The organism is Streptococcus saliviloxodontae (assembly GCF_016908655.1).
Classification (GTDB): Bacteria; Bacillota; Bacilli; order Lactobacillales; family Streptococcaceae; genus Streptococcus; species Streptococcus saliviloxodontae.
The window spans coordinates 23,723-45,772 of the sequence record NZ_JAFBEI010000018.1 but is presented as its reverse complement, the minus strand read 5'-3'; the positions used below and the strand labels follow the sequence as shown (position 1 = coordinate 45,772).

The 22,050-nt window shown below is 39.8% G+C and carries 18 protein-coding genes; 12 read left to right on the top strand and 6 right to left on the bottom strand.

What is annotated here, in order from left to right:
* Positions 1-133 precede the first annotated feature (133 nt).
* The 8 genes from JOC31_RS05205 to JOC31_RS05170 all read left to right on the top strand — a co-directional run bounded on the left by JOC31_RS05205 (position 134) and on the right by JOC31_RS05170 (position 9,156).
* Positions 134-961, top strand: coding sequence for a transporter substrate-binding domain-containing protein (locus JOC31_RS05205; protein ID WP_205017105.1), 828 nt, complete (start codon positions 134-136; stop codon positions 959-961).
* A gap of 179 nt (positions 962-1,140) precedes the next feature.
* Positions 1,141-1,941: an amino acid ABC transporter permease gene (locus JOC31_RS05200; RefSeq protein WP_205017104.1), complete on the top strand. Its 801-nt coding sequence runs from the start codon at positions 1,141-1,143 to the stop codon at positions 1,939-1,941.
* The gene (locus JOC31_RS05195; protein ID WP_205017103.1) at positions 1,941-2,684 is read left to right on the top strand and encodes an amino acid ABC transporter ATP-binding protein; all 744 of its coding nucleotides are present in this window, start codon (positions 1,941-1,943) and stop codon (positions 2,682-2,684) included. Before JOC31_RS05200 ends, JOC31_RS05195 begins: the two co-directional genes overlap by 1 nt.
* Positions 2,685-2,924: 240 nt before the next feature.
* The gene (locus JOC31_RS05190; RefSeq protein ID WP_205009250.1) at positions 2,925-3,152 is read left to right on the top strand and encodes a DUF4059 family protein; all 228 of its coding nucleotides are present in this window, start codon (positions 2,925-2,927) and stop codon (positions 3,150-3,152) included.
* 76 nt (positions 3,153-3,228) lie between these two features.
* Entirely contained in the window at positions 3,229-4,143 is a 915-nt protein-coding gene (trxB, locus tag JOC31_RS05185) for a thioredoxin-disulfide reductase (RefSeq protein ID WP_205017102.1), read from the top strand.
* A gap of 123 nt (positions 4,144-4,266) precedes the next feature.
* On the top strand, positions 4,267-5,202 hold the full coding sequence (locus JOC31_RS05180) for a manganese-dependent inorganic pyrophosphatase (protein ID WP_205017101.1): 936 nt from the start codon (positions 4,267-4,269) through the stop codon (positions 5,200-5,202).
* Between the two features lie 224 nt (positions 5,203-5,426).
* Entirely contained in the window at positions 5,427-8,372 is a 2,946-nt protein-coding gene (locus tag JOC31_RS09880) for an LPXTG cell wall anchor domain-containing protein (protein WP_239551659.1), read from the top strand.
* Positions 8,373-8,505: 133 nt separating this feature from the next.
* Entirely contained in the window at positions 8,506-9,156 is a 651-nt protein-coding gene (locus JOC31_RS05170; protein WP_205017100.1) for a DUF1803 domain-containing protein, read from the top strand.
* A gap of 50 nt (positions 9,157-9,206) precedes the next feature.
* On the opposite strand, the gene JOC31_RS05165 is transcribed toward JOC31_RS05170, so the two are convergent.
* Genes JOC31_RS05165 through JOC31_RS05150 form a run of 4 tightly spaced genes read right to left on the bottom strand, consistent with a single transcriptional unit; the run spans position 9,207 to position 12,985 of the window.
* On the bottom strand, positions 9,207-10,211 hold the full coding sequence (locus JOC31_RS05165) for a FecCD family ABC transporter permease (RefSeq protein ID WP_205017099.1): 1,005 nt from the start codon (positions 10,209-10,211) through the stop codon (positions 9,207-9,209).
* Entirely contained in the window at positions 10,208-11,227 is a 1,020-nt protein-coding gene (locus JOC31_RS05160; RefSeq protein ID WP_205017098.1) for a FecCD family ABC transporter permease, read from the bottom strand. Before JOC31_RS05160 ends, JOC31_RS05165 begins: the two co-directional genes overlap by 4 nt.
* Before the next feature lie 17 nt (positions 11,228-11,244).
* Complete coding sequence (locus JOC31_RS05155; protein ID WP_205017097.1) at positions 11,245-12,183, bottom strand: ABC transporter substrate-binding protein; 939 nt, start codon at positions 12,181-12,183, stop codon at positions 11,245-11,247.
* Positions 12,184-12,199: 16 nt separating this feature from the next.
* Complete coding sequence (locus JOC31_RS05150; RefSeq protein WP_205017096.1) at positions 12,200-12,985, bottom strand: ABC transporter ATP-binding protein; 786 nt, start codon at positions 12,983-12,985, stop codon at positions 12,200-12,202.
* Positions 12,986-13,302: 317 nt separating this feature from the next.
* On the opposite strand from JOC31_RS05150, the gene JOC31_RS05145 reads away from it, so the two are divergent.
* Positions 13,303-14,079, top strand: coding sequence for a formate/nitrite transporter family protein (locus tag JOC31_RS05145; RefSeq protein ID WP_205017095.1), 777 nt, complete (start codon positions 13,303-13,305; stop codon positions 14,077-14,079).
* Between the two features lie 144 nt (positions 14,080-14,223).
* Here the strand turns inward: JOC31_RS05145 and JOC31_RS05140 are convergent, their stop codons facing one another.
* The gene (locus JOC31_RS05140) at positions 14,224-15,675 is read right to left on the bottom strand and encodes a UDP-N-acetylmuramoyl-L-alanyl-D-glutamate--L-lysine ligase (RefSeq protein WP_205017094.1); all 1,452 of its coding nucleotides are present in this window, start codon (positions 15,673-15,675) and stop codon (positions 14,224-14,226) included.
* Positions 15,676-15,767: 92 nt separating this feature from the next.
* Here JOC31_RS05140 and JOC31_RS05135 point away from each other — a divergent pair, with 92 nt between their 5' ends.
* The 3 genes from JOC31_RS05135 to JOC31_RS05125 all read left to right on the top strand — a co-directional run bounded on the left by JOC31_RS05135 (position 15,768) and on the right by JOC31_RS05125 (position 20,065).
* Positions 15,768-17,411 carry a putative polysaccharide biosynthesis protein gene (locus JOC31_RS05135; protein WP_205017093.1) on the top strand — a complete coding sequence of 548 codons (1,644 nt, stop codon included), beginning with the start codon at positions 15,768-15,770 and terminating at the stop codon, positions 17,409-17,411.
* Positions 17,412-17,794: 383 nt separating this feature from the next.
* A complete protein-coding gene (locus tag JOC31_RS05130) occupies positions 17,795-18,889 on the top strand; it encodes a cystathionine gamma-synthase (protein ID WP_205017092.1) in 1,095 nt (364 codons plus the stop codon).
* Between the two features lie 9 nt (positions 18,890-18,898).
* Positions 18,899-20,065, top strand: coding sequence for a MalY/PatB family protein (locus JOC31_RS05125; RefSeq protein ID WP_205017091.1), 1,167 nt, complete (start codon positions 18,899-18,901; stop codon positions 20,063-20,065).
* Between the two features lie 120 nt (positions 20,066-20,185).
* Here JOC31_RS05125 and JOC31_RS05120 read toward each other — a convergent pair whose 3' ends face one another.
* Positions 20,186-21,883 carry a glycoside hydrolase family protein gene (locus tag JOC31_RS05120; protein ID WP_205017090.1) on the bottom strand — a complete coding sequence of 566 codons (1,698 nt, stop codon included), beginning with the start codon at positions 21,881-21,883 and terminating at the stop codon, positions 20,186-20,188.
* Positions 21,884-22,050 lie beyond the last annotated feature (167 nt).

Sequence of the window (22,050 nt, the reverse complement as noted above, 5' to 3'; positions counted from 1 at the left end):
CTTAACAGGACACCTCTACTTTAACACAAAGAAAAAGTAGTGAGTACTCTCTCCCGTCAGAGATTTCCTCACTACTAATCTTAGTATGTTTTTGTTAAAATATGACAGTTAACTATTAATGAAGGATTTTATTATGAAAAAAAAGTTAGGCACTTTTGCCATTTTAATCACTCTGGCTACTTGCTTTTTAGTAGCTTGCTCATCTCAATCGCAATCAGAATCTAGTCGAACAAAGATTACTATTGCCACGGACTCAGATACGGCACCATTTACCTTTAAAAAGGATGGACAGTTTAAAGGTTATGATATAGACGTTTTAAAGGCCATTTTTAAGGATTCGGATAAATATGAGATTTCCTTTATCACGACTGCATTTGATTCTATATTGACAGGTGTTGATGCAGATCGATATCAAATCGCAGCGAACGACTTCAACTACAACCAAGAGCGTGCTGAAAAATATCTCTTCTCAGATCCTATCTCAAAATCCAATTATGCTGTAACCAGTAAATCTGGGACAAGTTACGACAGTTTAGATCAACTGTCTGGCAAAAAAACAGAAGCCTTAGCTGGATCAAATTATGCCCAGATTTTGGAAAATTGGAACAAGGCTAATCCTGATAAAGAACCTATTCAGATAAATTATGCTGCAGCAGGAACAGCACTGACAACACGTGTTCAGCATATTGAAAACGGAAGTATTGACTTTATTCTGTATGATGCTATTTCTTCACAGTATATTGTCAAAGATCAAGGTTTCGATCTCACTGTCACTCAGCTAAAAACAGATATTGGTAGTGAAAAAGATGGTTTAGAATATTTACTTTTTGCTAAAACCAAGGAAGGAAAAGAGTTGAAGCGTTTTGTTGATAAACGCATTAAGGAACTCAAAGAGGATGGTACTCTTTCAGATTTATCAACAACTTATTTCGGTGGAGATTTCGCTTCAAATCTAAACTAAGTCTATTCATTAAAGGAGAGTGAGATCTTGGGTAATGTTAATCATTTGAGTCACTCTCTTTTTGTAGTTAGATTGAGTGATAGTTTTTTCCTATCAATTTGATAAAAACTATCTATTTTACTGATTAGATTAGTAATGATAGAATAGGAAGATAAAATACAAGAAAAAGGAACTCTTTTATGACTTCTATAACATTTGCTACGGCTTCTTGGTACCAGTCATTTGTGGATATGGTTCCAGATGGACGTTTATTCAGTTGGAAATCAGTCTTTGATGCTATCCCAGCTATTTTGGATCGTTTGCCAGAGACACTCGGTTTAACACTAGGTGGTGCTATCTTCGGACTGTTGTTAGCCTTACTATTTGCTGTCGTTAAAATTAATCGTGTTAAGGTTTTATACCCTATTCAAGCGGTTTTTGTCAGCTTTTTACGCGGAACACCAATCTTGGTTCAACTGATGTTGACCTACTATGGTATCCCACTCTTTTTGAAATACCTCAATTCTAAATATGGTTTAGATTGGAATATCAATGCGATTCCAGCTTCTATCTTTGCTATCACAGCCTTTGCGTTTAATGAAGCGGCTTACACAAGTGAGACCATTCGTGCAGCTATTCAAGCAGTTGATCCAGGTGAGATTGAAGCAGCTCGCAGTCTAGGGATGACATCGTTACAAGTTTACCGTCGTGTTATTATTCCAAATGCAGCAGTGATCGCAGTGCCAACCTTGATTAACTCTTTGATTGGTTTGACTAAGGGAACATCACTTGCCTTCAATGCTGGTATTGTTGAAATGTATGCTCAGGCTCAAATTTTGGGTGGTTCTGATTACCGCTATTTCGAACGTTATATTTCTGTAGCGATTGTTTACTGGATTATCAGTATTATTATTGAAAATCTTGGACGCTTCATGGAACGTCGTATGGAAATTAACTCACCAGAAAACATTACAAATGAAATCCCAGGAGGCGTTCGTTAATGATTAAAATTAGTAATTTAACAAAAGAATTTTCTGGTCAAAAAGTACTTGATGGAATCGATATTGACATCAACAAAGGTGAAGTTATTGCTCTAGTTGGTGCTTCTGGAGCTGGTAAATCAACTATTTTACGTAGCTTGAACTACCTTGAGACTGCAGATGCTGGAACTATTGAAATTGATGATTTTAAGGTTGACTTTACCAATATCTCCAAAGAAGATATTTTGACCTTACGTCGAAAACTAGCAATGGTTTTTCAACAATTCAATCTTTTTGAACGTCGTACAGCTTTAGATAACGTTAAAGAAGGTCTAAAGATTGTTAAGAAACTATCTGATGCTGAAGCCACTAAAATTGCTAAAGAAGAGCTAGCTAAGGTTGGATTGTCAGATCGTCAATTCCATTATCCACGCCATCTTTCAGGTGGTCAGAAACAGCGTGTCGCTCTTGCGCGTGCCTTGGCTATGAAACCTGATGTGCTTCTTCTTGATGAGCCAACATCTGCCCTTGACCCTGAGTTGGTTGGTGAGGTTGAAAAATCAATCGCTGACGCCGCTAAGTCAGGACAAACTATGATTTTGGTTAGTCATGATATGAACTTTGTCTATCAGGTTGCTGATAAGGTTCTCTTCCTTGAAAAAGGACATATCCTTGAGCAAGGAACACCAGAGGAAGTCTTTAAACATCCAAAGGAAGAAAGAACCAAAGAGTTCTTTGCTAGTTACAACAAGACCTATATTTGATATAATGAAGGGGATCGAAATCAAGACACCGTCTTAGATTTCTAAAGTCTACCTCAGTCTTGTCTTTAGAAATGAAACAAGAACAAAAGAGTTGGGCAAGATGCTCAACTTTTCTGTTATGTTCTGTCATCTTGAAAGATAAGAAATTCAAAAAGAAAAGGTTAAGCTAAAGCTTTTACAGAAGTTTTTCAATTTATTGAGTTAATCTTTTCAAAAAATAGTTTGCGATAGGTTTGTAACATGTTATTAGATATTTTTTCATTTTATATTCAAGGATTGATGGTTTCCATCTTGGTTGTGACCCTTTTTCTAGCTGGTTGGCTCTTTTTTAGAGCAAGTCGTAAGTTAGATAAAACAGTCAGAGAACGTCAGGCAGCACTCTATGATGCACTGATGATGGCCATGGTTTCTATTCCAATCTTGTCTTTTGCCTTTATGGCTATTATTTTGATGATTCGTTCAAACTAGTTTGAGCAGATTGATTGCAAATACCTGTACCAATTGGTACAATTACCACATAGAAACGAAACAAAGGAGATAAGCTATGTACGATACAATTATTATTGGAGCTGGCCCTGCAGGTATGACAGCAGCGCTTTATGCCGCACGTTCAAATTTGAAAGTTGCTACGCTTGAGCAGGGTGCCCCTGGTGGACAGATGAACAATACATCAGATATTGAAAACTACCCAGGTTATGAATTGATCTCAGGTCCAGAATTGTCAATGAAGATGTATGAACCGCTTGAAAAACTTGGCGTTGAAAATCTTTACGGTATCGTAACTGGTATCGAAGACAAGGGAGACTACAAAGTCGTTAAGACTGACGATGAGTCTTATGAAACTAAGACTGTTATTATTGCGACTGGTGCTAAGCACCGTCCAGTAGGTGTTGCAGGTGAGGAAGAGTACACAAGCCGTGGAGTTTCTTACTGTGCCGTTTGTGATGGTGCCTTTTTCCGTGGTCAAGATCTTCTTGTTGTTGGCGGTGGTGACTCTGCGGTTGAAGAAGGCCTCTTCTTGACACGTTTTGCTAACTCAGTAACGATTGTCCACCGTCGTGACCAATTGCGTGCGCAGAAAGTCTTACAGGACCGTGCTTTTGCAAATGAAAAAGTTAACTTTATCTGGGATTCTGTCGTTAAAGAAATCAAAGGTAATGACATTAAGGTAACAAGTGTTGACATTGAAAATGTTAAGACTGGTCAAGTAACTAATCATGAATTTGGTGGCGTATTTGTCTATGTCGGACTTGATCCAGTATCAGATTTTATCAAAGACCTTGGTATTACAGACGAAGCTGGTTGGGTTATTACAGATGACCAGATGAAGACTAGCATTCCTGGTATTTTTGCTATTGGAGATGTTCGTCAGAAGAAACTACGCCAAGTGACAACTGCTGTCGGTGACGGAGCAGTAGCTGGAATACAAGCCTATCAATACGTAACTGAACTAGGTTAATAAGAAGTAAAGACTAGCTGATTTTAGCTGGTCTTTTTGTATGAATCTGACTTTGAAATCGTTTCAAGTTGACCTAATTTATGTTATAATTAAGAAAAATATAATTTCAGAGGTATAAAAAACATGTCTAAAGTTTTTGTTTTTGGTCACCAAAATCCTGATTCAGATGCTATCGGATCATCATACGCTTATGCTTACCTTGCTCGTCAAGCACATGGTCTTGATGCAGAGGTGGTTGCACTAGGTGAGCCAAACGAAGAAACTGCTTTTGCGCTTAACTATTTTGGTGTTGAAGCACCGCGTGTTGTTACATCAGCTAAGGCTGAAGGTGTTGATACAGTTATCTTGACAGACCACAACGAATTCCAACAATCAATTTCAGATATCAAAGAAGTTGAAGTGATGGGTGTTGTTGACCACCACCGTGTTGCTAACTTTGAAACAGCAAACCCACTTTTCATGCGTCTTGAGCCAGTTGGTTCTGCAAGCTCAATCGTTTACCGTATGTATAAAGAAAATGGTGTCGAAGTTCCTAAAGAAATCGCAGGTCTTATGCTTTCAGGTTTGATCTCAGATACTTTGCTTCTTAAATCACCAACAACTCACGCAACTGATTCACAAGTAGCTAAAGAATTGGCAGAGCTTGCTGGTGTTGATTTAGAAGAGTATGGTTTGGAGCTGTTGAAAGCTGGTACAAACCTTGCAAGCAAGTCAGCAGAAGAATTGATTGATATTGATGCTAAAACATTCGAACTCAATGGAAACAATGTTCGTGTTGCACAAGTTAATACAGTTGATATCAACGATGTTCTTGCACGTCAAGAGGAAATCGAAGCAGCAATTGAAGCAAGCAGCCAAGCTAACGGATACTCAGACTTTGTTCTTATGATTACTGATATTCTTAACTCAAACTCAGAAATCTTGGCAATCGGAAGCAACATGGATAAAGTAGAAGCAGCCTTCAACTTTAAACTTGATAACAACCATGCCTTCCTTGAAGGTGCTGTGTCACGTAAAAAACAAGTTGTGCCACAATTGACAGAAAGCTTCAATGCTTAATTTTTATAAAAGAAGAGGTTCAAAACGTTTGTTTTGACCTCTTTTTTCTAATTGTTATTAATTGAATGTAATTGTTTTTATTTAATCATTATTTTCTTATAAATAAAAAATAAATTAAATTTTAAAAATTGTTGCACAACTTATTGTGGACAGGTGAGCTAATGTTGTATAATAAAGGTGGTGAAAATTAGAAAGGATGGTAAAAAAGAAAAAGAGAGAAAAAGATGACGTTTAGGAAGAAGATTTTTTCAATCCTTACCTTAGGTGTAATCTTGTTAGGCGTTTTTGGAGTCCTGTTTAAGGGGATCAAATTAGTTCAGGCAACTGAGATTACAACTTTTACGGTAACTGGAGCAACACTGACTTCAAATGGTCAAGTATCTAGTGGAGAGACTATGTCACTTGATGTGACCCTGTCACTCCCAAATGAACAGACTATTTCAAGTGGTGATACGATAGATTTACAATTGCCTGCAGAGCTAGCCTTTCCAACATCGTTAACGAATCAATTGGTGACGGTGGCTGGAAAAGCTGTTGGTTCTTACACAACTTCTGCAAGTGATTCAACAATTAGGATTACATTCTCTGACGAGGGCGAAACTTATTTCAAAGAAAATTCTCTTGATAAGGGGCTCAATATCGGTTTGAATGTTATTGCTAGTAAGCAAGTTCAGGATGAAAATCCTAAAGAAGCGACAATTACATTTGAATATCCTGTTTCAAATGAATTGAGCTATGATTATGCTGGTTCAGGAGACGGTGCTATTGACAACTATACCTTTAAATATGGTTATGTAAGTAGCTCAGATCCAACCTTGATTAACTGGTTTGTTGTGGTGGATTCGAGCCAAGATATCATCAGAAACCTAGTTATTCAGGATACTCTTGGAAGCGGCCAAACCCTTACAGGTAATGTACGTCTAGTACAGCTTGCTTATAAATCAGGTGGCTATGCTAGCGAGGCAGAGGCGCGCGCTGGATCTGTCACAAATAATCTCAGTTCATATGTGACTTACACAGATGCATCTGGACAGACATTATCATCTGGAGAGGGTGCACAGTCATTTAGTTTTGTTTTTGACCAAATGCGTGGCGATAGCAGTCCGTACAATAATGTATATGGAGGAGGAAGCTCACCAGAGTACTCACCAGCTTACATTATTCAATATAGTACTCGTATCACTGATACGAGTGCAGTCACTGGAAATTTATCAAATCAATTGACAATTTCTGGTTCAAATATCCCTGATCGTTCAATTACGAAGACAGTTTCTTATGATTTCTCATCTTGGGGAATTGCCTGGGGAAATAAATCAACTTCTGCTGTAATTGAAGCGCAAAAGCAAGTTCAGGATACAAGTGGGCAGACAGTCGACCTTGAAGATGGTCAGTTTGAATTTGGTTTGTACCAAGTTGATTCATCAGGAAATGAAACACTTGTTTCGACAACAAGAAATACTGCAAATGGAAGCATTCAATTTGATCCGATTACTTACCAAAAAGCAGGGCTATATTCTTACATTGTTCGTGAGATTGCAGGAACTGATGAGGACTACACTTACTCTGATCAAAGTTTGAAATATTTTGTCAATGTAACGCTCGAGGATGATCAGTATGTTGCATCTGTGGGGGCACCAACATCAGGAACAACAATTACAAATACTTATAATCCTCAAACAACGACTACAACGACTTCAACAACGGAAGAGTCAACAACGACTTCTACGACAGAGGAGCCAACGACTACCTCAACAACAGAAGAGTCAACGACAACTTTGACAACAGAAGAGTCAACGACGACTTCGACAACAGAGGAGTCAACGACGACTTCGACAACAGAAGAGCCAACGACAACTTCGACAACAGAGGAGTCAACGACGACTTCGACAACGGAGGAGTCAACGACGACTTCGACAACAGAAGAGCCAACGACAACTTCGACAACGGAGGAGTCAACGACGACCTCAACAACAGAAGAGTCAACGACAACTTCTACGACAGAGGAGTCAACAACAACTTCGACAACAGAGGAGTCAACAACAACTTCTACGACAGAAGAGCCAACGACGACTCTGACAACAGAAGAGTCAACGACAACTTCTACGACAGAAGAGCCAACGACGACTCCGACAACAGAGGAGCCAACGACAACTCCGACAACGGAAGATCCAACCACGACTTCAACGACAGAGGAGTCAACAACGACTGTGACAACGGAAGAGTCAACGATGACTTCTACAACAGAAGAGTCAACGACTACAACGACAGAGGAGTCAACAACGACTTCGACAACAGAGGAATCAACAACGACTTCAACAACCGAAGAAACAACGACTGTGACAACGGAAGAGTCAACGACGACTTCGACAACAGAAGAGTCAACGACGACTTCTACAACAGAGGAGTCAACAACGACTTCTACAACAGAGGAGTCAACGACAACTCCGACAACAGAGGAGCCAACGACGACTTCGACAACGGAGGAGTCAACGACGACTTCGACAACGGAAGAGTCAACGACTACCTCAACAACAGAGGAGTCAACGACGACTCCGACAACGGAAGAGTCAACGACAACTTCAACGACAGAGGAGCCAACGACGACTTCGACAACGGAAGAGTCAACGACAACTTCAACAGAGGAGCCAACGACTTCGACAACGGAAGAGTCAACGACGACTTCTACAACAGAGGAGTCAACAACGACTTCTACAACAGAGGAGTCAACGACAACTCCGACAACAGAGGAGCCAACGACGACTTCGACAACGGAGGAGTCAACGACTACCTCAACAACAGAGGAGTCAACGACAACTTCAACGACAGAGGAGCCAACGACAACTTCGACAACGGAAGAGTCAACGACAACTTCAACAGAGGAGCCAACGACTTCGACAACGGAAGAGTCAACGACGACTTCAACGACAGAAGAATCTACTAAAACGACAACAAGTACGACTACAGTTCTTCCTTCTGGAAATGGATCTGATAAAGGTAAACCGAATGGTTCAGCTGTCGGTCAAGCAACAAGTGGACAGTCTGCTGGAACAAAAGCACAAACAAAATCAGCACTTCCAAGCACAGGTGATAAGTCTGATGTCCTTTGGTCAGTAGCAGGTCTTGGTTTACTTCTTCTTGCAATCCCTGTTGTGAAGCGTAAAAGAGACTAGTAATTTTTTCTAATTTTTACCGAAAAAATTGTTTATTTCTCCTTAGAGAGCTAATATAAAAAGAGGTCACTCTGTCACATCCTTGTTGAGGATAACTGACAGTAGTGGTCTCTTTTGTGTTATAATATGGTTTATGATAAAGATTTTTAATCCCGATAAATTAACGCGTCAGCCATTTTTCCAAGAGCTGATAGCCTACATGACTGAGCATGATGATATTATTCTGCGCCAGATTAAGAAGGATTTCCCCGAGGTGAAGAACTTGGATCGTCAGTTGGAAACTTACATACAGGCTGGCTATATCGAGCGTAAGGACAAACGCTATTATCTGAGCCTGCCTCTTCTAACTGATCTTAGTCAAGTTTCTTTGGAGGAGATGATTTTCGTCGATACGGAGTCGCCTATCTATGAAGAATTGCTGGCGCTGAGATTTGAGACAGAGACTCTTAACCAGACCAATGTGGCAAGAATTTTAGAGACGACTAGTATCAGTCGAGATGAATTGACTCTATCGAATTATTTTTATAAGTTAAAAACGGCCCAACCTATGTCTCGAGAACAAGACAAACTCTATCAGGTTTTAGGTGATGTCAATCCAGAATATGCCCTCAAATACATGACAACCTTCCTTCTTAAGTACAGCCGAAAGGAAGAGCTCATGCAGAAACGGCGTGATATTTTTGTAGAGAGTCTTGAGATATTAGGCTATATTGAAAAAAATAGCAATGACAAGTATGAACTTCGTATGGCGTTTGACCAAGAGAACTTACTATTCAGAGCATAGAAAAAAACTTCCAATCGGAAGTTTTTTTGTTTAATCCAAAGATTTTTCCCTTAAGCTTCTACCTTAGTCATGAGATAGAGGAAGTAGGGAGCTCCGATGATTGAGACAATCAGTCCAGTGGGAATCCCTGTTCCAACCAGTAGAACTCGGCCAATGGTATCTGCGAGAAGGAGAAGGAGCATGCCAATCAGCATACTAGCAGGTAGGCTGATACGATGGTCACTCCCCATTAATCGTCGGCTGACGTGTCCAGCTACCAAGCCAACAAAGGTGATATTTCCAACTAGAACCACTGATAAGGAAGCCAAGGCTGTTGATAGTATTAGCGAGATTAAGCGTTCTTTTGGGAGATTAAGTCCAAGGGCTAGAGCTGTTTGCTCGTTGAGATTCATGATGTTGAGCGATTGGCTACGTGTGTAAGTTATTCCCCAGAGGATAAATAGTAGCGGTGTGAAAATAGCAAGAACTGTCCAATTGTCACCAGTAATTTTTCCACTTAACCATGAGATGATGTAATCAGTTTTGTTATCGTTGAGTTTACTGATTACAGAGACCATAACACCTGATAACATGGCGGAAACACCGACACCGGTAATAATGAGTCTAGTTGGACTGATGCCGTGATTTTTCTTTCGTGACATCAGATAGACAATCATAATGGTTCCAATCCCTCCTAGCATAGCCATAAAAGGCATAAGGGAGATAATATTGATACTCGAGCTATCTAGAAAGGCAATCATGATAGCAATGACTAAGCCTGCACCAGTATTGATTCCCAGAATACCAGAATCTGCTAGAGGGTTTTTGGTTAGGGTTTGAAGGAGCATCCCAGACAAAGCAAGAGAAGCACCGCCTAAGGTAGCTGCTAAGATACGAGGCAGTCTGATTTTGAAGATGATGAGATTCATGGCTTGGCTACCATTTCCTAAAAAAACAGCAACAGTATCGCTAAAGGAAGCATTAGCGTAGCCAATAGATAGAGAGGTTAGAAAAGTCAAGACTAGGATAGCTATTAAGACACCGAAGCAGATGAGTAGTTTCTTTTTGGTCATCATAGATTTTTCCCCCTTCTAACTAACCAGAGAAAACAAGGAAGTCCAACAATAGCGATAACTGCGCTGATAGGTGTTTCTTTTGGAGGATTGATAGTGCGACAGATAATATCTACCCAAAGCATGAAGGTAGCCCCGGTAAAGGCAGTCATAGGTAGAAGAGTACGGTAGTTTTTGGAGACAAACATGCGAATAAAGTGGGGAATGATTAGACCAATGAAGGAAATTGATCCAACCAAAGCAACAGATGAGGCAGACAGAACTAAAACAATAGCAAGGAGAGCGATTGTCATTAGGGCTGTTTTTTGCCCTAGAGCTGTTGCGACGGTTTCATTAAGACTGAGGATTGTCAGTTGATGAGCAAATAGCTGGGCTAGAAGGAGCCCTAGGATGATGAAGGGAGCGATTATGCCAATCATATTCCAGTTGATTTCCACAAATCCTCCAGCTTGCCAACCGATAATCGTTTTAGATAGATCAAAATAGAGTGTAATAGCTTGACCGATGGCAGAGAAGAGGGTTGAAATAATAGCTCCAGCAAGAATGAGGCGCAGCTGATTGTATCCTTTTTTAGCTTGGTAGGATAAACCAAAGACTAGCAGTGCTGCTAGTAGTGACCCTAAAAGGCAGACAAGTAAGATGAAACTGTAGTGCATGCTACCAAAAATAGCATAGCCGATAATTAAAGCCAAGCCAGCGCCAGCATTGATCCCTAAAAGACCAGGATCGGCGATAGGATTTCGTGTTACCCCTTGCATAATAGATCCTGCCTGTGCCATGGCAGCACCGACCAAAAGTGTCGCGAGGATACGGGGAAATCGTAAATCGAAAATAACGTCTTGAATGCTGGAGTTGGTCAGTGGATGTTTGATAACCTGCCAAACTTGAGCGTTACTGTAAGCGATAGCACCGAATCGAAGTCCGACATACCAACCGCTGATAAATAAAGCCAGAATAATGAAAAAAACAAGCCAAAGTTGATTTGGCTTATTCTTCTGACCAAGAGAATTCTTGTTCATGTGTTTACTTTCTGTGATTAGCTATTTGCTTTTTGAACAGCTGAGACGAAAGCATCTAGCTGCTTGTCAAGTGACATTGGATCTGAGAAATAGAAAAGATTATAGTCAACTTCAAGGACGTGTCCTGCTTTGACAGCAGCCATATTTTTCCAAACATCACTCTCAGTGAGTGAAGCAGCAGCTTCTTTAGTAGACTTGTTAACGTTAAGGACAGCGTAGTCACCGACGTAGTCAGCGATAGCTTCTTGTGAAACGCCGAAGTAACCTGTTGGGAAAACATCACTTTGAACCTTAGAAGGTGCAGTGTAACCAAGTGCATCGTAGATTAATTCTCCGCCACGTCCCCAGTTGTTGCCGTAGAGGTAGATGTTTTTGTCATAGAGGTCCATGACAGTAAAGGTTGTTGAGGTAGAAATTGAGCTGAGTGTTTCTTTAGCGGTAGCAACTTTTTCTTTCCAGTTTGAAAGCCATTTATTGGCTTCATCTTCTTTACCGAAGACTTTACCGAGGTTGGTCATCATATCGAGATAGTTACTTGAGCCGTAAGTGATTTCAAGAACTGGAGCTATTTCTTTTAATTTATCAATATTCTCGTCAGTTGAGAAAGCGATGATAAGATCAGGTTCTTCTGCGGCGATAGCTTCGGTATCGCTTGACGCTAATTTTTTAGCCCCTTTCAATTTATCACCAAAGGCAGGGCTATCTTTTTCAAGATCTAGTGAATAGCTTGACACATTGACGCCAAGTTGAAGGAGGTAGCCTGTGTAAGAATAGGCAAAGTTAACAACTTTTTTTGGATTCTTAGGAATATCACCTGAATAGCTAAAGCCTTCGATTTTTGGCTTGCTTGAAAGGATCGTCTTTTCTGATGAGGAACTAGTTGATGATGAGTTGCTACATGCAGCAAGAGTAACAACTGCTAAAATAGCAAGAAGTGCTGTTAAAAACTTTTTCATGTTTTGTCTCCTAAATTTATGATATCAGCTGATAAGTCAGCAAAATGGGTCTGTTATGGATCGGATCTGTGGTAATTTGGGCATCAATCTTGAAGATGTCTCTGATAACATCAGGGGTCATAACGTCTTCCACAGGACCTTGATACCGGATACTGCCTGATTTCATAGCAATCAGATAATCCGAAAAACGTGCCGATAGATTGAGATCGTGTAGGACCATAATAATGGTCTTTTGAGATTCTCGATTGAGCTTTTGGAGCAATTCTAGAACCTCAAGCTGATGGTTCATATCCAGATAAGTTGTTGGCTCATCAAGGAATATGGTGTCTGTATCTTGGGCTAGCGCCATTGCAATCCAAACACGCTGACGTTGACCACCTGATAAGGCATCAACATCGCTATTGGCAAACTCGGTAACCTTAGTGACCTCCATTGCCCAATGAATTTTATCACGGTCTTCTTGGTTGAGCGTACCCAAGTAGCGCTGATGAGGAAAACGGCCATAAGAGACGAGCTCGTAGACGGTAATCCCTTCAGTAGCCTCAAGGACCTGTGGCAGAAGAGCGATACGTTTAGCAATCTCTTTGGTTGGCAATTTAGCAATGGCTTCCCCATCAATGTAAATATGACCTTTTTGTAAGGCTTGGATACGCGTTAGTGCCTTTAAAAGGGTTGATTTCCCACAACCATTGGCACCAATAATAGTTGTTATCTTCTGACTCGGAATCTCCACCGTCAAATCATCAATAATCACGTGCTTGTCGTAGGCTACCGCAATTTCTTGGGCACGAATATCTGACATAGAACTCTCCTTTCTTATGTAAATATTGTATTATTTTAACATAGAAAAAATCCTGTATAAAGGCTTTTAAAAAAGTTTTTTTACTTAGAATGATTTGAAATAAAATCAATAATTATTCTTAAATAGAATGGTTGCTATCATCAAATTGCCTAAAATGGCTCTGAGATAGGCTATTTATAACCCATCACTACCAAGAACCATAACTGTTAGTTATAGCGGATGATAACAAAAACTAATTATGCAGGGGAGTGATTTCCTGTTAGACTAATAGATATGACTACTATGTTGTCAAGTAATGAACAATAAAGGAGATGACCATGTTTACACCGAAAGAACTTGTGGATCAGGCGATTCAATCAGGAGAAGCGAAAGCTAACAATAGTTACCTAACTACCTTTATTTTAGGCATATTTGCTAGTAGCTTTATAGCACTTGCAGGTGTCTCTGTTATTCGTGTTATGGCATTACTTCCAAAAGAATTTGGCAGTCTATCGAGTTTTATCGGAGGGCTGGCCTTTCCGTTTGGTTTGGTAGCCTTGATTATTTTAGGTGGCGACTTGGTAACGGGAAATATGTTTTGTTTATCTATGGCACTTTTTGATCGTAAAATCAGTTTGAAGCAGTGGGGAACTAATCTTTTTCTGGTTAGTCTGGCTAACTTGGTAGGAGCTATTGTGATTGCTTACTTCTTTGGTTTTCTTTCAGGAACACTGACTGGGGACTACACACCAAAGACGATAGCTATCGCACAAGGAAGGCTAGGTCAACCACTGCCAACCTTCTTTTCAGCTATTGCTTGTAACCTTTTGGTGAGCTCAGGTATTTACATGGCGATGGCAGCTAAAGATATTACGGGTAAAGTGGTTACAGCTTCTTTGATTGCCGTTAGTTTTATCATTGTTGGTTATCAACATGTGGTTGCCAATATGTTTTTCCTGTTTGCAGGTTATCTAGCTGGTGGTGTTAGTCTTGGGCAATTGTTTAGCAACCTATCCCTTGTCTGGTTGGGCAATCTTGTAGGAGGTTCAGGCTTATTGGCTGGAGGTTACTACACTGCCTACAAGATAGGTTTTAAAAAGAAAGTATCGTATTAAAACTAGCTTCACTTTTCTAGGACCAGATAAAACAATAACCATCCCCTGATGATCTTATCCTGATTGGTATCAAGATAGTCATCAAGGGATGGTTTTTAGTTTAGATATATCTATACCAATCCTGTTTTAGATAGCATTGTTTGCTTAGAGGTATCGTTTAGCGACTTCGAGGTCACCAATATAGGTTTCGCGTTTACCTTTGACAATCTGGAAGGCATCTGCCCCCTTACCTGCGATGATGATAGCATCTGTTTCAGTTTGAGTGAGCTGGCTTGCTGATTTGATAGCCTCCTCGCGATCAATAACAATAGTGACTGGGCGCGTAATGTGGCTAGCAATCTCTTGGCAGATGTCAGCAGGTTCTTCAAAGTTAGGGTCATCAGCTGTTAAGATAATATCTAAGTTAGGGTAGTTGTTGATAACGTTACCAAAGTCAGCACGGCGGCTTTCTCCTTTGTTACCTGGAGCGCCAAGAACCAGAACAAGCTTGCCTTTTTGATGTTCTTCAACGACTGAAATCAATTTTTCCAGACTATCGCCGTTATGAGCATAATCTACAAAAATCTTAGCTCCGTTTTTCTGAGTGAGGACCTCCATGCGGCCTGGCACAGATGTTTCTGAAATCCCTGTTTGAATATCTGTTAGACTCGCTCCTAAACGCAGACAGGCAAGTCCAGCAGCGACAGCATTTTCTTGGTTAAAGCTGCCAATTAACTGGATATCGTAATGGCCAGCTAATTTTCCGCTAAGATCAAAGGCGAAGGCTTTTGAGTTGCTGATAGCATTAAGAGATGTAGAACCGTAGAAATCATGTTCTTGCTGACGATCTAGCACCTGCTCTTTTAGGAGGTCGAAGTGATCCATATCACTATTGATGACTACTACCTTACTATTATCAATCAATAGACGCTTGTGATAGAAGTAGTCCTCAAAAGTAGGATGCTCGATAGGACCGATGTGGTCAGGACTAATATTGAGAAAAACACCAATGTCAAAAGTTAAACCGTAGACACGCTTGGTGAGATAGGCTTGACTAGAGACTTCCATGATGAGATGGCTCATACCGTTATCAACAGCCTCAGCCATCATTTGGAAGAGATCCAAACTTTCAGGAGTTGTTAGTTGAGATTTAAAAAAGGTCTTACCATCAAGTGTAGTATTCATGGTTGAAAGCATAGCTGGTTTGTGACTTTGGCGCAGAATGTTGTAAGCAAAGTAGGCTGCGGTCGTTTTTCCTTTTGTTCCTGTGAAAGCAAGCAGTTTCAACTTTTCTTGCGGGTTACCATGGAAAGCCATAGCAATCAAGCTCATTGCTTTTTTGATATCACTAACCATGATGACGGGGATAGCAACGTCATAGTCCACCTCTGATACATAGAAAAGTAATCCCTTATCAATAGCTGACAATAGGTAGTCACGTTTAAAAGCGGCTCCCTTAGCAAAAAAGAGCGTCTTACCATCAACATGACGGCTATCGTAAGATAGGTTTTCAAAAGTCACGCCACTTTGATGAAAATGATATTGCCCATTATCAATGATTTCTCGGAAATTATTGTCTTGTTTTAAAATATGTAATGTTTGTTCAATACTAATCATGCTTTCTATTGTAGTCTTTATGCTGGTGTTTTACAAGTGACAAGCAAAAGTTTATAATATCTAAAGGTAATTTATTATAGAAAGAATTGAATATGTCAGAAAAACAAAGTAAGCTCTCTCAGCAAGAGCAGATGGTACGTGGAACAGCTTGGTTGACGGCATCGAATTTAATTAGTCGCCTACTGGGAGCCTTTTATATTATTCCTTGGTATGCTTGGATGGGAAATCACGGTGAAGAGGCCAATGCTCTCTTTGGAATGGGATATAATATCTATGCGATTTTTCTTCTCATATCTACTGCTGGTATTCCTGTTGCCATTGCCAAACAAGTTTCAAAATACAATACCCTAGGACAAGAAGAGACTAACTATTACCTCTTACGTAAAATTCTCAGTTTCATGATGATTTTGGGGTTTGTCTTTGCGATTATCATGTATTTAGGAGCTCCGGTTTTATCAGACCTTAGTGGAGGTGGTTCTGAGCTGATTCCAGTTATGAAAAGTTTAGCCTGGGCAGTCTTAATTTTTCCAGCTATGTCTGTCATGAGGGGATTTTTCCAAGGGTTTAATAACTTAAAACCTTATGCAATGAGCCAAATTGCCGAGCAGGTTATCCGTGTTATTTGGATGTTGTTAACTGCTTTCATGATTATGAAGTTAGGTTCAGGTAACTACACAGAGGCAGTGGTACAATCAACCTTTGCTGCCTTTATTGGGATGATTGCTAGTCTTGCAGTGCTTGTTTTCTTTCTCTGGAAAGAAAAGATGCTTTTCAAAATACTTGGAAAGAAACCAGACACTGTAACGGTAGATACCAAATCAATTATTACTGAAACTGTTAAGGAGGCTATTCCCTTTATCATTACTGGTTCAGCCATTCAGTTATTTCAGATTGTCGATCAATTCTCTTTTATTAACGTGATGGAGATGTTTACGACCCAGTCTAATCAAGAATTGAAAATTATCTATGCTTACTTTTCAAGTAATCCTAATAAGGTAACCATGATTTTGATTTCTTTGGCGACAGCTATCGGTGGAGCAGGGATTCCTTTGTTAACAGAGAATTTTATCAACCGTGACCAAAGAGCAGCGGCACGTTTAGTGATTAATAATCTTAATATGTTGACCATGGTGCTCTTGCCGGCTTTGATGGGGTCTTTGGTCTTAGCAGCCCCTCTTTACACTCTATTTTACGGAGCTCCGAGTAAGGTAGCCTTATGGCTATTTGTAGGGGCACTCTTACAGGTTCTTTTCTTGGCTTTCTACAGTATGTTGGCTCCTATGCTTCAGGCTCTTTTTGAAAATCGCAAAGCAATCACCTACTTTATCTATGGCTTGGTGATTAAGGTTGTTTTGCAAATGCCATTTATTTACTTTTTCCATGCCTACGGTCCTTTATTAACAACAGCGATTGGTTTAGCAGTTCCTATCGTTTTGATGTTCCGTCGCATTCAGGAGGTTACACACTTTAATCGAAAACGTCTTTTTAAATCATCCTTACTTTATACCTTGATGACATTGGTTATGGGAGTTGTTGTTGCTATGGCAACTTGGGTATTGTCCCTCGTGATGTCTCCTTCGACAAGGATTGGAAGTATCATCTTCTTAGTTATTGTTGGTAGTTTAGGTGTTTTTGTCTATGGTTATCTAGCTTTGATGACAAGAACCGCAGATGATTTGATTGGAGCGCGTGCTGATAGCTTGCGTAGAAAATTCCGACTCACTCCTTTTAAATAATAAAGATTCTGTATTGAAGAGTATTTAGAATGGCTTTTCGATACAGTTTTTTTGATGATGGCAAGGGTATAACTAAAACCTATAACTAATTATTGATTATTTGTATAAAGAAGAATCGTTCAGGTCTTTAAAATAGTGATAAAATAGATAACTATAAGTAGTAAACGTTAGTTAAAGGGAAATGCTAGTTTTAATCGTATGTGAGTCAAGTAGATTGGCACTTTGATTGAAACCCCCAACTAATATTACAATGCTCTATGATAACACCCGCTGTTTTAGTGACTTGGGATTAGTGGTATGTGACGCTAGTCTGTGCAGTTACAAAACGACAAAAACTAATAGTGTGAGGTCTTTCATAGTTACAGAATAAAAGGAGAAGTCATATGTCAAAAGAACTTGGAATAGAAACGCTTCTTGCACATGCAGGTATTAACTCAGATGAAGCTACTGGAGCTCTTGCAGCTCCGATTCATTTTTCAACAACTTACCAACATCCAGAGTTTGGAAAATCAACAGGATTTGACTACACTCGTACGAAAAATCCTACACGCGCGACTTTGGAAAAAACCTTGGCAGCGATTGAAAAAGCGGATTACGCGATTGCTACCAGCTCAGGCATGTCAGCTATTGTTTTAGCTTTTGAGATTTTTCCAGTAGGTAGTAAAATTGTAGCAGTCCGAGACCTTTATGGAGGCTCTTTCCGTTGGTTCAATGATCAAGAAAAACAAGGACGCTTCCAATTTACCTACAAAAATACCGAAGCAGAATTACTTGAAGCTATTTCTGACGATACAGATGTTGTTTATGTTGAGACACCGACAAATCCATTGATGATTGAGTTTGATATCGCTAAAATTGCAGAGCTAGTTCACGCTAAGGGAGCTAAGTTAATTGTGGATAATACCTTCTATAGCCCTATCTATCAAAACCCAATCGCAGAAGGTGCTGATATTGTCGTCCATTCAGCAACGAAATACCTAGCTGGGCATAACGATGTATTGGCAGGTGTTGTTGTGACTAATGATCAGGAAACTTATGAAAAACTCTTCTACAATCTCAACACAACAGGTCCAACATTATCACCATTTGATTCTTATATGTTAATGCGTGGTTTGAAGACCCTCAAACTTCGCATGGATAAATCAACTGAAAATGCTAGAGCAGTTGCAGCTTTCCTTGAGAGTTCATCAGCGGTCAAAGAAGTCCTCTATACTGGTAAAGGAGGGATGATTTCCTTTAAAGTAGCTGATCAAAGTAAAATTCCAGCAATTATTAATACCCTAGAAATCTTTACCTTTGCAGAGAGTTTGGGAGGTGTTGAAAGTCTCATTACCTATCCAACAACACAAACGCATGCCGATATTCCATCAGATGTTCGTGCTTCATACGGTCTCACAGACGACCTTCTTCGTCTCTCAATCGGAATTGAGGATGTTCAAGATTTGATTCAAGACCTTGAGAATGCCTTGAAAGCTTAAGGAGAGACTATGGGGAACTACGATTTTACAACTAGACCCAATCGTCTAGACCAGTTTACTTATAAGTGGCAGTCATCAGAACAAAATCCTGAGTTGTTACAGATGTGGGTGGCTGATATGGATTTCTTACCTCATCCAGATATTAAAGCAGCCATTGAAGCCTACGCGTCAGAGCATGTCTTTGGGTATAATTATTTCTCAGATGCTTTGTATCAATCCGTTATTGATTGGGAAAAAGACCAACATGGTTATGCTATCAATAAAGAGGATATTCTATTTATTGACGGTGTTGTTCCATCTATTTCGGTTGCTATTCAAAGTTTTACTGAAAAAGGTGATGCTGTTTTAATCAATTCACCCGTGTATTATCCCTTTGCACGTACCATTAAGTTGAATGACCGCCAGTTAGTTGAAAATTCACTTCAAATTGTTGATGGGCGTTTTAGAATTGATTTTGAACAACTAGAAAAAGACATTGTTGATAATGAGGTTAAATTATATGTCTTTTGTAGTCCTCATAACCCAGGAGGGCGCGTCTGGTCACGTGATGAGTTGACGCAGGTCGCTCAGTTGTGTCAAAAGCACGGTGTTATTTTAGTATCTGATGAAATTCATCAGGATTTGGCACTTTTTGGCAATCGCCATATTTCTTTAAATACGATTGATCCGTCATTTAAAGACTTCACAATTATCCTTGGTTCAGCAACCAAGACTTTCAATATTGCTGGAACCAAAAACAGCTTTGCTATCATTCAGAATGAATCCTTGCGAAAATCCTTCCAAAGAACACAGTTAGCTAACAACCAACACGAAGTTCCAACAATTGGTATGGTTGCAACAGAAGCTGCTTTCAATCATGGCAAAGCATGGTTGGAAGAGTTCCGTCATGTGATTGAAGAAAACATTAACTTGGTTTGTGAGGAGCTTGAGTCTAAGACAAAAATTAAGGTTATGAAACCAGAAGGGACATACTTGGTTTGGCTAGACTTCTCTGCCTACGGTATTGCTCAACCTGATTTAGACGAAACCTTACGCCAGAAGGCAAAGGTAGTTCTTAATGATGGAGCTCATTTCGGTAAAGAGGGTAAGTACTTTGCTAGACTTAATGTCGCTACGCCGAAAACAACTGTTCAAGAAGCTCTTGATCGTATTGTATCAGTCTTTGGACGTGATTAGAGAGCCTCTTTAGCTTTCTATTTAGGAATAGGAACAGAATTCATCATAGATAAGATGACAAAAGGAGTTCAAAACAAACTAGGTCTTGAACTCCTTTTATAATGTCTTATTTGTCAGCTGTCAGTTTACAGTAGCAATTTTTAAATCTAATTGATTATCATGATTTGATGTTAAGACTTTGAAGTCCTGTTTACCAGATGTATTGAACCTAGCAACAGTATAGCTACTACCGTCAGGGAAGAAAAATTCCAAGCTACGGTTATCGCTGATTACGGTAAGGGTTATAGATTGGCTAGCATCTAGTTTGGTTTGGGCAGCGTAGCCTTGTCCGTTTCCTAAAAGCCCATCGTAATAGTAGTTGGAGGCAGTTTGACTCTCATCGCTACTGTTGTTTAGTTCAGTAGCATAACTAGAGACAGTGTAGTTACCGTTAGAAAGATCCAGTTTCAATTTAACATAGTCTTTTCCCTGCCAAATATCAATCAAGAGATTACCAGATAGTGTCTCTGGATGCTTTAGGTTAACAGTATAAATCGCAGAGCTGTCTTGGTTTGGAAGGTCATATAGGATAGCATTTCCAGAACTATCCTGGCTAGAGATTTGATTGCTTGTTATGGGATGTGTTGTGGAGACATCTGTGTAGTGATGCAAGGTTTGAAGTTGCTTGTTCTGGTAATAGGGTTTTTGTTGAATCCTTAAGTCATTTGAAAGTTCCAGCTGACGAGGGCTCGAATAAAATCCAACACGTGAGAGAAAGTCACTTTTGGCATCTTGATCACTGTGTATACCTTTGGTGAAATAGTTCCAATTCCCAACCCACCCAAGGCTGATAAGTTGCGATTGGCTCTCTTCGATATGATCACTACCATCAAAGTTAGCTCCGTAGTAGTCTGACCCTTGGTCAAGCCTTTGTACTGTTGTTTCTTCGCTAAAAAGTCCATTGTTATCTAAGTGCCCAACGATATAGTAAGTTCCCGTTGTTTCGCCATGACTAGCATCTTTTGCTCCAAAAAAGAGAACCTGTTTTTCTTTGCCATCAGGGGTTGTCATTGTTTTGATAACAGGACACTCCACAGGTGCATTGCCCTCCCATGATCGCCCTTTAAAGAATGTATAAGGGTGTATCTTAGATTCAGCATCAGGATCAGCCTTGCTCCAGTCAATCCCGTTTTTTGACTGGTACACACCGATAACATCCCCTTCAGCCACGTACATGATCAGTTTATCCTTACGGTAAAAAATATAAGGATCTCTAAAGTCCGTCTTATTATAGGATTGGTCTGTGGTAAGAAGGGGTTTCCCTTTGTTCAAAACCTTTGTAAAGTGATTCCCTCCATCTGATGAAGCTATAGCATAAATAGCTTGCTTTCCGGTCTTTTTACTTATCCCAGTAAAGTAAGCAACCTTTTGATTTTTAGCCGTAGTAGAAATGTTTCCATCATTTGTAACGATGCTTCCAGTCCAAGCTGAATTCCAGCCTTCTTTGGAGTCTCCTCCTTTAGCAGCAATAGCTGAATTTTGCTGACTGTAAGATGTGAAATCTGTCGTGGTCACATGTGCCCAATCTTGCCCCCCTTCTCCAAAAGGATTAGTAGCTCCATCAATTGAATGGAGAAAATAGATATCGTAATAACCCTTGTCGGCATTATAGGTTATTGTTTGCAAATCGTTAGACCATCCCTGATTGGTAGAGAGGTGCTTGTTTTGAATAAGATTGTTGGTAGTGTCTAGGGTATCAACCTGTTGATTTTGTAGAAGACAAAGACCAGTTAGGCTTAAGATACCGAGGCCTACTTGCCTTAAATAATGTGGTGTCATTTAAAACCTCCTCTTCTCATCTTATCATTAACTAAAAAAAGAAGAAAGTTTTATGTTAAGGGATTATTGGGTAAAACAGTTTGAAGATTGAAAGTATTAGAATTTTCTGGATGCTCTAAGTAGTGTTTGCTTTAAGGTAGCTGGTTCATTTTGAATCCCAAAATGAT

Excerpts from the sequence above, each read along its gene's own strand:
- JOC31_RS05205 (WP_205017105.1), top strand. The coding sequence starts at position 134 with ATGAAAAAAAAGTTAGGCACTTTTGCCATTTTAATCACTCTGGCTACT.
- JOC31_RS05200 (WP_205017104.1), top strand. The coding sequence starts at position 1,141 with ATGACTTCTATAACATTTGCTACGGCTTCTTGGTACCAGTCATTTGTG.
- JOC31_RS05195 (WP_205017103.1), top strand. The coding sequence starts at position 1,941 with ATGATTAAAATTAGTAATTTAACAAAAGAATTTTCTGGTCAAAAAGTA.
- JOC31_RS05190 (WP_205009250.1), top strand. The coding sequence starts at position 2,925 with ATGTTATTAGATATTTTTTCATTTTATATTCAAGGATTGATGGTTTCC.
- trxB (WP_205017102.1), top strand. The coding sequence starts at position 3,229 with ATGTACGATACAATTATTATTGGAGCTGGCCCTGCAGGTATGACAGCA.
- JOC31_RS05180 (WP_205017101.1), top strand. The coding sequence starts at position 4,267 with ATGTCTAAAGTTTTTGTTTTTGGTCACCAAAATCCTGATTCAGATGCT.
- JOC31_RS09880 (WP_239551659.1), top strand. The coding sequence starts at position 5,427 with ATGACGTTTAGGAAGAAGATTTTTTCAATCCTTACCTTAGGTGTAATC.
- JOC31_RS05170 (WP_205017100.1), top strand. The coding sequence starts at position 8,506 with ATGATAAAGATTTTTAATCCCGATAAATTAACGCGTCAGCCATTTTTC.
- JOC31_RS05165 (WP_205017099.1), bottom strand. The coding sequence starts at position 10,211 with ATGATGACCAAAAAGAAACTACTCATCTGCTTCGGTGTCTTAATAGCT.
- JOC31_RS05160 (WP_205017098.1), bottom strand. The coding sequence starts at position 11,227 with ATGAACAAGAATTCTCTTGGTCAGAAGAATAAGCCAAATCAACTTTGG.
- JOC31_RS05155 (WP_205017097.1), bottom strand. The coding sequence starts at position 12,183 with ATGAAAAAGTTTTTAACAGCACTTCTTGCTATTTTAGCAGTTGTTACT.
- JOC31_RS05150 (WP_205017096.1), bottom strand. The coding sequence starts at position 12,985 with ATGTCAGATATTCGTGCCCAAGAAATTGCGGTAGCCTACGACAAGCAC.
- JOC31_RS05145 (WP_205017095.1), top strand. The coding sequence starts at position 13,303 with ATGTTTACACCGAAAGAACTTGTGGATCAGGCGATTCAATCAGGAGAA.
- JOC31_RS05140 (WP_205017094.1), bottom strand. The coding sequence starts at position 15,675 with ATGATTAGTATTGAACAAACATTACATATTTTAAAACAAGACAATAAT.
- JOC31_RS05135 (WP_205017093.1), top strand. The coding sequence starts at position 15,768 with ATGTCAGAAAAACAAAGTAAGCTCTCTCAGCAAGAGCAGATGGTACGT.
- JOC31_RS05130 (WP_205017092.1), top strand. The coding sequence starts at position 17,795 with ATGTCAAAAGAACTTGGAATAGAAACGCTTCTTGCACATGCAGGTATT.
- JOC31_RS05125 (WP_205017091.1), top strand. The coding sequence starts at position 18,899 with ATGGGGAACTACGATTTTACAACTAGACCCAATCGTCTAGACCAGTTT.
- JOC31_RS05120 (WP_205017090.1), bottom strand. The coding sequence starts at position 21,883 with ATGACACCACATTATTTAAGGCAAGTAGGCCTCGGTATCTTAAGCCTA.